Origin of the sequence: Pedobacter fastidiosus (assembly GCF_014306625.1) — a bacterium.
In the GTDB taxonomy this organism is placed as follows: Bacteria; Bacteroidota; Bacteroidia; order Sphingobacteriales; family Sphingobacteriaceae; genus Pedobacter; species Pedobacter fastidiosus.
Genome location: NZ_JACRYL010000042.1, coordinates 376 through 12,468 on the forward strand (window position 1 = coordinate 376; position 12,093 = coordinate 12,468).

The window sequence follows — 12,093 nt, forward strand, 5'->3', positions numbered from 1 at the left end:
AGGTGGGAGATTTATTTGGAAATAAATCAGGTTTAAATAATCTATTGTGCTTAAAAACTCGTCATTGCGAGGCACGAAGCAATCTGTCTCGTAAAGTAGATTGCTTCGTGCCTCGCAATGACGAAAACCCTATATAATCTATTTCAATGGCAAATGAATCTACGTTTAGTAGTTTGCAAAAGAGTTAGTTTCCCGCAGATTAAGGAGATTCTCGCATATTGTTAATCAATTATTCTGCGTACATCTTTTTAAATCTGCGGGAGATTTATTTGGAAAAAATCAGGTTTAAATAATCTGTTGTGTCAAAAAATCGTCATTGCAAGGCAACAAAATACTCGTTACTTCAAAGGCAAATGAATCTCTGCCAACATGCATCTGGCACTACCACCACCATTTTTTTCGATGGTATAAAGGGGCGCATGAATAATTTTGCTGTACTTTTCTAGTTTAGCTATTTGCTCTTCAGTTAAGGATAGAAATGCTTGTTCAGACATTACCAATAAGCTTTCTTTATTTGCGTTCGAAACCTGTAGCATGTTCCCGGCGAAATGATTCATCTGCTCTAAGCTGATTTCTATAATTTCTTTTCCGCTATCGATTAAGCTCAAAGCTACTTGTTCTTTTTCTCGCGGATTTTTAATGCTATCCAAACAGATCACAGCAAATTGTTCCCCAATGCACATCATCACATTGGTGTGGTAAATGGGGAAATTGGTATTATCTACCGCTTGAAAAGCTACAGGCTGATAACCTGTTAGCATACAAAAATTATTTAAAACTTCTTCATCTGTACGAACACTTAGGCAAGCATAAGCAATTTTATTTGTACGATCCAAAACCATACTTCCTGTGCCTTCTAAAAAAGCATATTGCATTTCATAAAAGCTTAAATCACTTACATGATTCACCTCAAACCTATCTTTTAAACCATCCAATATTTCTTTCCTACGCTCTAATCTGCGGTTTTCAGAAAACATTGGATATAAAAAAACAGAGCCATCATCATGAAAAGAAACCCAGTTATTGGGAAAGATAGAATCTGGTGTTTCAGGTTGCAAAGTATCATCAATAACTGTTACATCAACTCCGTTTTCCTTAAGCAAATTAACGAAGCCATCAAATTCTTTTAACGCTTGCGTTTGTACATCACTCTCGGTTGATGCAACTTGAAATTTATTATTCCCCGCCGTTTGCTCGTTGAATTTAAAATCAACAGGGCGAATCATTAGGATGTGGTTGGTTATTTGGTTCATTTATACAATGGTTCAATAGTCAATAGTTCATTTGTTCAATGGTTCAGTAGTCAATAGTTTACCAGTTCAATTTAATCCGATTTAAGTGTTGGTTAACGTCTACAAGAACCAATATTGTTTTTCTGTTCGTGGAGACACGAACCGAGGCATTGGGTTTAATGGTTCAATAGTTCAATAGTCAATAGTTCACCAGTTCAATTAATACGATTTAAGTGTTGGTTAACGGCTACAAGAACCAATATTATTTTTCTGTTCGTGGAGACACGAACCGAGGCATTGGGTTTGATGGTTCATTTGTTCAATAGTTCATTTGTTCAATGGTTCAGTAGTTCATTAGTCAATAGTTCATTTGTTCACCAGATCATTTAATACGCCATAACCAATGGGTAATGAACAAATGAACGATTGAACATTATAAGTCGTCTCTTAATATTGGTAAACTCATGCAGTGAAAACCGCCACGAGCTCTAGATAATTCTGCCGATGGTATTAAAATTAAAGTATCGGTAATGGTTTCTGCGTTTGCTTTTCCGCTTTCCAAATCCTGAATTAAATCTTTTACATCAATAACGTTAAACCCCGCATCTTTAAAGGCATCAACCGTTTTATCGTTTCTGTCGTAACCCAAAACTACACCTTCCTTAATGGCGAGCAAATTACACGAATCTGTCCATTGCTCTCTTGAATCGTAGGGAAACTGATTATTTCCGCTATAAATAATTTTAGTTGGCTCGGTACTTTTTAAATCATTCTGACTAATGTCATTCAACAAAGCCTCTACATGTTCGAAATGTTTAGGTTCTTGTGGATTGGCTTTAGTAAACTGAATTGCGGTAGTCGCTTCTAGTTTTTCTGGTTCTTTTAAAAAGTTAATCGGTTCGTAGGGATTGTATTTTGGCGAATGTGCAATGGAATTCAAAATTACCCATGTATTGCGCTTAACCTGTGTAAAAACAGTGTCTAAGTGCATATAATCACGTTTACTTGGGATTTTTACAACTGTTACTTTCTCTACCACATCATTATCAAATAATAATTTAATGGCTTCATTTGCGCCATGTTCTGATGTTCTTTCACTGCAACCAATTAATACGTGATTCGGACTCACCATCATCACATCGCCACCCTCTAATGTTGTACTAAAAGCTGGTTCATCGCCAGGGCGCAAAAAGTGCATCGTTACATCAGGAATTTCTAAAATGTTATTACGATAATCATCAAATAGCGGGTGATTGAAGAAAATATAACGCATTAAAAGCGTTTCGCGAACGCGGGCTTTTTTTGCAGGTTTGTTTAATAAAATATGATTGTTAATCGTCGTTCCAACATCTCTAGTAAAGATTAAATTAGGAATCGGTGCAAAAATCATCGTATCATTTGCCAGCGTTCCAGAGATAAAAATCTCCGCCAATTGTTTTGGATCGGTATTGGTTAATTCGATTTGAACTTTATAAGTACAGCCCTCAATTGCACAAACCGCTGCTACCAATTTCTTACGGATGGATTCATTCTCTAGCATTTCGCTTAAAAGATTCTGAATCTCGATTACCGAAGTTGAATTATGGAAATCTGGATGATTCGGTTTATAAAAATTACGATTATCTTCTTCCGAATCTATTTTAGCTAATTTTCCTTTGATCTTTTCAGGATCAAGAAAGTACATCAATAACTTAATGTAGTAATCATATTCGCCTTTACGGATGGTATCTAAATGTACAATATCTTCAAAAAGCCAATCTTGTGCTTTTGATGGTACTACTTTGCCCAAACCGCTATCTGGACTGTGGATTAACAACTTACGCAATCGGCCGATTTCGGTCTTTACGTTGACTTTAAAATTTTGATTTTCTGCGCTCATATATAAGTTAGTTGTACAAAGCTATTAGAAAAATTTAGATATGAGAATTGAGATAATAGTTTTGAGACGGACTTGCATGGAAAAGCCTGTTTATTGCACGAACCTGAGTTTTTAAACCTTATTGTAGCGGTAGCTCCCGATGTTCGATTTTTCATCGAAATATATCGGGACTATAGCGGAAAGAAGGACTTTAGTAAGCGATAAGCACTACAGTACCTTTCCAAATCTTTGTTAATTGTACATATTGATTGATGCTTTCTCCTTTGGTCTTTCAGCTTTCCGCTTTAATCCCTATTTTTACGCCATGAATTTTATTATTGCCGAAACACAGAAAGCCATTCTTGAACTTTACAAGGAAGAAGTTGCCGAAAGTGTCATTAACATACAAGATACCCGTAAAGAATTTGAAGGACAGGCAACGATTGTTGTGTTTCCGATTACCAAAATATCTAAAAAATCGCCAGAGCAAACCGCAAATGAAATTGGCGAATATTTGGTTGCTAACGTTGCTGAGGTTACCAGATTTAACGTTGTAAAAGGCTTCTTAAACTTGAGCATTGCTGAAAGTTATTTCCTTAAACAGTTTAACGAGGAAATTTTAACGGCAGATTTTGGCGTTTATCCATCTAACGGAAAAAAGGTAATGGTAGAATATTCTTCGCCAAATACCAATAAACCACTTCATTTAGGCCATGTTCGTAATAATTTATTGGGTTACTCCGTTTCCGAGTTGCTAAAAGCTTATGGCTACGATGTGATTAAAGTTAATTTGGTAAACGATAGGGGAATCCACATCTGTAAATCGATGTTGGCTTGGCAGAAATGGGGCAATAACGAAACACCAGAAAGCACAGGTTTAAAAGGCGACCACCTGGTTGGAAAATACTATGTTATTTTCGATAAGGAATATAAAAAGGAAATTGAGACTTTAAAAACAGAGGGACAAACTGAAGACGAAGCGAAGAAAAATGCGCCTTTAATTAAGGAAGCGCAGAATATGTTGCAACAATGGGAAGCCGGCGATGCAGATATAATTGCACTTTGGACCATGATGAATGGCTGGGTTTACGATGGATTTGCGGTGACTTATAAAAACCTTGGAGTTGATTTTGATAAATACTATTACGAAAGCAATACCTATTTATTGGGAAAAGGAACGGTTGAAGAGGGTTTGGCGAGTGGTGTTTTCTTTAAAAAGGAAGATGGTTCGGTTTGGATCGATTTAACTGCCGATGGCCTTGACCAAAAATTGGTGCTTCGTGCAGATGGAACTTCGGTTTACATTACACAGGATTTAGGAACTGCAGAAATGAAGCACGACGATTTCAATATGGATGAGTCGATTTATGTGGTGGGTAATGAGCAGGATTATCACTTCAAGGTACTGTTTTTAATTCTTGAAAAGTTGGGTAAAAGCTGGGCCAAAGGTTTATACCATTTATCTTACGGGATGGTTGATTTGCCTAACGGAAAAATGAAGAGCCGTGAAGGAACCGTTGTAGATGCGGATGAACTGATCGAAAGCATGGTTACCACGGCTCGCGAGAAAACGGAAGAATTGGGTAAAACCAACGATTTTACTGAAGAAGAAAAAGAGGAACTATATAAAAATATCGGCTTAGGTGCATTAAAGTATTTCTTATTGAAAGTTGAGCCTAAAAAGCGTTTGTTATTTAATCCTGCTGAAAGTATCGATTTCCAAGGGAATACAGGACCTTTTATACAATATACACACGCTAGGATTAAATCTTTATTAAGCAAAGCTGATTATAAGTTTGAAGTGAACAGCGCTCAGTTTTCTGGAATTTCTGAGGTTGAGCTGGAAATGATTCTACTTTTAACTAAATATCCAGCAGAAATTGCCATTGCGGCAAAGGCTTATAGTCCGGCGAGTTTGGCCAATTATTTATATGAACTTGCTAAATTGTTTAATAAGTTTTACCATGAAGTTCCGCCGATTGTTAAAACTGAAGCTGGCGAAACCAAACAATTCCGTTTAAATTTAAGCAAAAAAACTGCTGATATTTTAAACGCAGGAATGCTGATTTTAGGGATTACTTCTCCTGAAAGAATGTAAGGTTGCATGGAAAATGGAAAATGGATGATGGAAGATGGTGCTTTTCAATTGGGTTTTTTTAATGATATGATCTTGAAATCCGACCATCCTATAAATCCTATTCCTTAATGTACGAGTTGGTTTTACTTTGCCTTGTTGCGTTTGCAGCAGGTTTTATAGATGCTATTGTAGGTGGTGGTGGTTTATTGCAAACGCCTGCCACCTTACTTATTTTGCCCCATTATCCGGTTGCCACACTTTTAGGAACCACTAAAATCCCTTCCATCGCCGGAACTTCTTTGGCTGCATTTAAATATTCAAAGCAGGTTAAATTTAATTTCAAGGTGCTAATTGCTTGTGCATGTGCTGCATTTTGTACTGCACTTTTGGGCGCTTTTTTAGTCAGCCGAATTGATAATGCCGTAATAAAGCCCGTTATTTTGGTGGTGTTGATTTTGGTTGCACTTTATACTTATTTCAATAAACAGTTTGGCATCCATCAAGAGAAAAATCATTCTGTAAAAAAGCAGGTTTTAGTGGCTGCGCTATTTGGATTGATCATTGGTTTTTATGATGGATTGATTGGGCCGGGAACTGGTTCTTTTTTGATCTTAGTTTTTATTGCTGTTTTGGGCTTCGATTTTATTGGTGCAAGTGCACATGCCAAGATTGTAAACATCGCGACTAATTTAGCTGCCATTATTTACTTCAGTTATACGGGCCATATTCTTTTCCAATATGCAATCCCAATGGCTATTTTTAATGTTTGTGGTGCTTATTTCGGTACCAAACTTGCGCTGTTAAAAGGGAATAAATTTGTTCGGGTTTTCTTTCTAATCGTTGTTTTCGGAACGATTTTAAGGTTTGCTTATGACATTCTGCTTAAATAATTTGATTGATTTTTAAATGTTATTGTGAAATAAAAAAGCATCGTTAGATTAAACCAACGATGCTTTTTGCATTCCGTTTTAATGACCAATGAACCAATGAACCAATGAACCAATGAACCAATGACCAATAAACTATTTCTCATTTTCAATTCCAGATTTAACCGGAACTGGTTTTTTCCTACGGAAGTTTGAGAAGCTCATTGGGCTTTTGGCTGGTCGTTCATCTCCGAGTAAAACACCCCATTGCTTGAAGGTTTCGGTACGATCGAAAATTACTTTTAATACGGCAACAACTGGTAGGGCGAGGAACATTCCGGAGACGCCTGCCACACTTCCGCCAATAAATACACCGAGGATGGCAAAAAGGGCATTGATTTTTACTTTTGAACCTACAATTCTTGGCATCAGAATATTGTTATCCAGAAATTGAACGAAGGCGATAACGCCTAAAACGGTAATTACGGGCCACAATTCTTGAGAGGATGTAAGTGTTAACAAAACGCCGATTAAGTTTCCGATTAACGCCCCAACATAGGGGATTAGGTTTAATATGGCGAAGATTACCCCGATTAACAAGGCGTGTTTAATTCCGATTAGCATTAATATTCCGCCCAATAAAATCGTCATGTAAGTAATCTGAATAAGTAAGCCAATTAGGTAGCTTTTAATGATGGATTCGGTTTCGTAAATGGCTTCTTTAACTTTAGGATGGTGGTCTGGTTTGAACCACATAAAAATAAAACGCAATAAAATGTCTTTATAAAAAAGCATTAAATAGATGTAGATGGGCAGTAAGCCGATGAACACAAAAACACCGCTTAATGTTAGGGCTGCGCCTCCTGCTAGTGAAGTGCCCATGTTCATTAAATCGTCGCTTTTATCTTGAATGAATGCTCTTTGTTGCTTATCGTTGTAATGGGTTATTCTGCTGATCCAGTCGCTCAGTGAGTTAATGTGCTGGGTTACATTTGCTTTAATCTGCGGGAAATCTTTAACTAATATTCCGATTTGATTGGAGAAGAACCAAACGATTAGTGCCACAAAAAGTGCTACCAACATAATCGGAAGAATGATAGAAAGGCTTTCTGGGAATTTCTTTTTCTTTAAAAAGCGATATACCGGGAGTAGCATAATGCTGATGAAAAATGCCATCAATATTGGCATAATAATATCTCGACCAATTACGATTACGGCAACCAATGCCATGAGGCCGAGCAGTTCTATCGATCTCCTTACAGTTAAAGGGAAATTATTCATATAAAGTTTTTAGTGTTCCGTATTTTAAACAGAGGCTCATTCAAAATGTTTTTAAGATAGGGTTTTTTAGGGGGGATGTTTAGTTTTTTCCGCAGATGATTGTAGATAAGGGAGGCAGATTTAAGGGGGGGGTGAAGTTTTGCTAGGTGGAAAGGATGTTTTAGAGTTTTTCCCGCAGATTACGCAGATTTAAGAAGATAAAAACAACTGTTGTTAGGGTAAATGGATTTGTTAGTAGAGTTTTTCCCGCAGATGAAGGCAGATAAGGTGCGCAGATTTAAGAAGATAAAAACCACTGTTATTAGGGTAAATGGATTTGTTAGTGGAGTTTTCTCCCGCAGATGAAGGCAGATAAGGGACGCAGATTTAAGGGGATAAAAAAGCGATTGGCCGTTTAATCTGTTACTTAGAACGAATATTTTAAGGGAAGAAAACTGACTTTGCGAAACTTTATTGTTTAGGTAGGGTGAGGAATTTGTGATACAGCGAATTTGGGCTGATGAAACTGAGGTGGACAGAACCGTACTTTACTTAAAACTAATTTTATATTTTATTGGGTTGTAGAACAGAAAAAATTACTTCCTCTCCATGATATAACGATTGATTAGCCTTATTTTTGGAAATTCAGAACATACAAATGAATACTCAAGAAACCATTATTGCTTTATCTACCCCTCCAGGCTCGGGTGCCATTGGCGTAATCCGCCTTTCTGGTCCTGACGCGATTCGTTTAACGAATGAAGTTTTTGCTGGCAAGGATTTAGAAAAGCAGGCTTCGCACACGCTACATTTTGGTTTGTTGAAGGATGGCGATCAACTTATTGATGAGGTTGTGGCGGGTTTATTTGTTGCGCCAAAATCGTACACAAAGGAAAACGTGGTGGAAATTTCTTGTCACGGTTCCAATTATATTATTCAGCAGATTATCAGTTTATTGATTAGCAAAGGGGCGAGAGCAGCGAAACCTGGTGAATTTACTTTACGTGCTTTTTTAAATGGCGCTTTTGATTTAAGTCAGGCAGAGGCTGTGGCTGATTTAATAGCTTCTAATTCTAAAGCTTCGCACGATGTGGCGATGCAACAAATGCGTGGTGGTTTTGCCAATGAGCTGAAAGGGTTGCGTGAACAGTTGATTCATTTTGCTTCGATGATTGAATTGGAGCTTGATTTTGCCGAAGAGGATGTTGAATTTGCCAATCGCGATCAGCTACGAAACTTGGTTACGAAGATTAATTATGTTTTACAACGGTTGATTTCGTCTTTCGAATTGGGTAACGTGATTAAAAATGGTGTGCCGATTGTAATTGCTGGCAAGCCTAATGTGGGTAAATCTACCTTGCTAAATGCGCTATTGAACGAGGAACGTGCCATTGTATCAGACATTGCCGGAACCACTCGAGATACGATTGAAGATGAACTGAATATTGGCGGAATTGTTTTCCGCTTTATTGATACGGCGGGAATCCGCGAAACGGCCGATATTATTGAAGCTCTTGGTGTTGAACGGACGCTCGAGAAAATGAAACAGGCCAAGCTGATTATTTATATGGCCGATGCCTCGCAAACTGTTCCCGAATTGGAAGAACAGATTAGGGGCTTGGTGAAACTGGAAATTCCTTACCTAATTTTGTTGAACAAAGTTGATCTGCTTTCTGCCGAACAACGTGAAGCTTTTGCTGCTTTGGGTGTTGTTTTTGTTTCTGCCCGTGATAAGGTTGGCATTGATGAACTGAAAGTAACTCTGTTGGAGCAAGTAAACCTGCATCATATTAATACCAGCGAAACTTTGGTAACCAACATTCGCCATGTGGAAGCACTAAAGCAAACCGAAAACGCACTACAACGTGTGCTAATTAATGTAGATAATCCGGTAACATCTGATTTTCTGGCCATGGATATTAAGCAGGCTTTACATTATTTAGGGGAAATTACAGGTACGGTTACCACGGATGACCTTTTGGAAAACATCTTTACGAAGTTCTGTATCGGGAAATAAGTACACAAAATAAGTCAAAAAATAGTCAAACAAAAACATATTAAACCACTTAATTTCAATTAGTTAAGTGGTTTTTTATTTGATTAAAAATTTGGATTTTCAGCACTATTTTGAGTAAATTTGTCCCTAGGTTGTCCCCCGAAAAGCTATTTGTCCCCCGTTGTCCAAAATGGGGGGAAATAACTGGGCATAATTAACTCATTTTAACTCAAATCACCTAATATTGGGCGAAATAACTTCCATTATTGAGTGGCATCTTCGAAAAGCCTCATCCTAGATAAAATGCGTTTTTGGGCAATTTAGTAAACAAAGGCTAATCATTTTTTCACCTATCCGGAGTTCAATCACCGGCTAACCTCTAGTTATGAGTTCAAACATCACTGTAGTTCGTGCTTGCGAACATTGTGGTTGTCGATTTAAGGCAAAAAAAACAACAACTAAGTATTGTTCGTTAAAATGTAACCGTACAGCCTACAAACAAAAAACAAGAAACGGGAAGATTGATGCCAGTAATAAAGAGACAGCATTATTATTGCCAAGACATTATGACCTTGCACAGTCGAAAGATTTCCTTACGGTAAAAGATATTGCTTTACTGCTGGACTGCTGTCGGCAAACGGTCTACACACTAATCAAGTCGGGAAAAATCACAGCTACGAATGCGTTGGGAAAGAAGATACTTATCCCCAGGTCACAAATTGATAAACTTTTCTTGCCGGACGATCGATTACCGGTTGTTCCGGATATTCAAAAGATCATGCGGATTGAAGCCTGCTACCACATTGGTGAGGTTGAGCGGAAATATAACATTTCCAATAAAGCACTTTACGAGCTCATCAAGCGACACGAGATACCAAAGCTAAAATGTGGCAAATTCACTTATGTGCCAAAATCTATGATTGATAATTTATTTAAAATTTAAAACTATGTCAAAAGTAACCTTGAGAAAAAAAGAGCTCACTTCCGGAAGGTTCAGTTTCTTTTTGGACTATTACCCGCCAATTCCCCACCCAAAGGATGGAAAACTGATCCGCAAGGAATACCTGAAACTTTACATGGTGGCAGATCCCAGAAACGAGATCGACCGCAACTTCAACAAACAGACTGAAATGATCGCCCAGAACATTAGGGCCAGACGTCAGCTGGATATCCAGAACCGCCAATATGGTTTTCTCTCTACTGAGCGTTTGATGGGCAGTTTCATCGATTTTTTCCGTGATGTGGTCCGTAAGAAGAAAGGGGCCAATTCTGATGTGTGGTACATGGCCCTGCGCTATCTGATCAGTTATGCTGGACAGGATCTGCGATTTTCTGATGTTACAGTGTATTTCTGCGACGGGTATAAGGAATACCTGATGTCTGCTCCAGGGATCAGCAAACGAAAGACGAAAATTTCAAACAACACAGCCCTTAGTTACTACAATAAATTCAGGCTCGCGCTCAAACTTGCCTACAAGGCTGATTTTCTGACCAATAACATCTATGAGAAGACCGATGCAATAAAGGAGCAAGATACCCATCGCGAATTTCTGACCATCGGAGAGTTCCAGCGACTGGCGAATGTGAAGATACGTCCAGAGACGATGAAGAACGCAGGGCTGGTCTCGGGGCTGACGGGCCTTCGCTTTTCAGATGTGCAGGCGCTTAAATGGGGCGATGTAAGGGGAGAGGTGGGAGACTATTACCTGAAGTTCCGACAGCAGAAGACTAAGGGGACAGAGGTGCTTCCGATCTCTGATCAGACTTTTTCGCTCTTTGGGGAGCGGAGGAGTTCTGATGAGCGGGTATTTCAGGAACTAAGGTACAGCAGATTGCGTGGCTTCATGGACAAGTGGCTGGGACTTGCCGGAATTGAAAAGCACATCACTTTCCACTGTTTTAGGCATACATTTGCCACTTTGCAGCTTTCGATGGGAACGGATATCTATACCGTTTCCAAACTGCTCGGACACCGGGATATAAAAACTACGCAGATCTATACCAAGATCATCGACTCGAAAAAGAAGGAAGCGGCAACAAGGATTACCCTGGAACTTTAGTAGGTGTATTTCCTTGTTTTAGGCAGTTGGCGGATCCTGAGGTCCGCCTCTTTTTTGAGCTGGTAACTGCTCATTTTTTTGTTCAACTGCATATGCTCAAGGAGCTCGGTCTTGTGGAAGAGTAAGCGTTTTCTCGACTTGAATGCAGGAAGTTCACCACGGCTGACTTTTGTGTAGATTGTCGATTTCGTAAGCTTTAGGAACATCCCGGCTTCCCTCACGCCCATGACCTCACTGAACTTATCCTCGGACTGCTTTTTGATTGAAAGTACCTGTTCAATTTCCGCTAGCTTCTCAAGTATCAGCCCGAGGGCCTGCGGCATGTTCTTAAAGGTCAGCTTTTCCATGTTCCCGTTTCTAAGTTCAAATATTGCCCGTAAAATCTCTAGGTGCTGACAATCACATTGGATCAGCCTATCGATAGATACCCAGTAGAGAGATTGCAGCAAGTTCATCAGCTCGCAATGCTGCCCAAACCGTTTGGGCAGAGCAAATCTTGAAAGGTCAACACTTCAATGCAAGGGCATGGACATTTTGCCGACCGACACCAAATCTTTAACAAAAAGAACCGTTGTATTAAGAGTTGCTTTTTGGCGGGTTGGCCTCGGAGCCGTTACTGGGAAAATTTAGAAATTTTTCTTGTCTGATTCGCAGGAATTGGCCAAAGGGTGCATATACCAATAAATTTGACCCCCTTTCGCCAATTTTAAATTGACCCCCAGAGTTGTTGCTTGAAAAAAGCAG

General features: G+C 38.8%; 9 protein-coding genes. 5 read left to right on the forward strand and 4 right to left on the reverse strand.

Going from position 1 to position 12,093, the window contains the following annotated elements; genetic code table 11:
• Positions 1-338 precede the first annotated feature (338 nt).
• The gene (gene ctlX / locus H7U22_RS22590) at positions 339-1,253 is read right to left on the reverse strand and encodes a citrulline utilization hydrolase CtlX (RefSeq protein WP_248284841.1); all 915 of its coding nucleotides are present in this window, start codon (positions 1,251-1,253) and stop codon (positions 339-341) included.
• A 412-nt stretch (positions 1,254-1,665) separates the two neighbouring features.
• The gene (locus tag H7U22_RS22595) at positions 1,666-3,111 is read right to left on the reverse strand and encodes an arginine deiminase family protein (RefSeq protein WP_187073608.1); all 1,446 of its coding nucleotides are present in this window, start codon (positions 3,109-3,111) and stop codon (positions 1,666-1,668) included.
• Positions 3,112-3,415: 304 nt separating this feature from the next.
• On the opposite strand from H7U22_RS22595, the gene argS reads away from it, so the two are divergent.
• Together argS and H7U22_RS22605 are read left to right on the forward strand one after the other, a co-directional pair.
• The gene (argS, locus tag H7U22_RS22600) at positions 3,416-5,188 is read left to right on the forward strand and encodes an arginine--tRNA ligase (protein ID WP_187073609.1); all 1,773 of its coding nucleotides are present in this window, start codon (positions 3,416-3,418) and stop codon (positions 5,186-5,188) included.
• 107 nt (positions 5,189-5,295) lie between these two features.
• On the forward strand, positions 5,296-6,057 hold the full coding sequence (locus H7U22_RS22605) for a sulfite exporter TauE/SafE family protein (RefSeq protein ID WP_187073610.1): 762 nt from the start codon (positions 5,296-5,298) through the stop codon (positions 6,055-6,057).
• 132 nt (positions 6,058-6,189) lie between these two features.
• On the opposite strand, the gene H7U22_RS22610 is transcribed toward H7U22_RS22605, so the two are convergent.
• Positions 6,190-7,314: an AI-2E family transporter gene (locus H7U22_RS22610; protein WP_187073611.1), complete on the reverse strand. Its 1,125-nt coding sequence runs from the start codon at positions 7,312-7,314 to the stop codon at positions 6,190-6,192.
• Between the two features lie 637 nt (positions 7,315-7,951).
• On the opposite strand from H7U22_RS22610, the gene mnmE reads away from it, so the two are divergent.
• The 3 genes from mnmE (at position 7,952) to H7U22_RS22625 (ending at position 11,349) form a co-directional block, all read left to right on the forward strand.
• The gene (mnmE, locus tag H7U22_RS22615; RefSeq protein ID WP_187073612.1) at positions 7,952-9,310 is read left to right on the forward strand and encodes a tRNA uridine-5-carboxymethylaminomethyl(34) synthesis GTPase MnmE; all 1,359 of its coding nucleotides are present in this window, start codon (positions 7,952-7,954) and stop codon (positions 9,308-9,310) included.
• A 364-nt stretch (positions 9,311-9,674) separates the two neighbouring features.
• A complete protein-coding gene (locus tag H7U22_RS22620; protein WP_187073613.1) occupies positions 9,675-10,232 on the forward strand; it encodes a helix-turn-helix domain-containing protein in 558 nt (185 codons plus the stop codon).
• A 4-nt stretch (positions 10,233-10,236) separates the two neighbouring features.
• Complete coding sequence (locus H7U22_RS22625) at positions 10,237-11,349, forward strand: tyrosine-type recombinase/integrase (RefSeq protein ID WP_187073614.1); 1,113 nt, start codon at positions 10,237-10,239, stop codon at positions 11,347-11,349.
• Here H7U22_RS22625 and H7U22_RS22630 read toward each other — a convergent pair.
• Positions 11,346-11,696, reverse strand: coding sequence for a helix-turn-helix domain-containing protein (locus H7U22_RS22630; protein ID WP_187073615.1), 351 nt, complete (start codon positions 11,694-11,696; stop codon positions 11,346-11,348). The genes H7U22_RS22625 and H7U22_RS22630 overlap by 4 nt on opposite strands.
• Between the last annotated feature and the right edge of the window lie 397 nt (positions 11,697-12,093).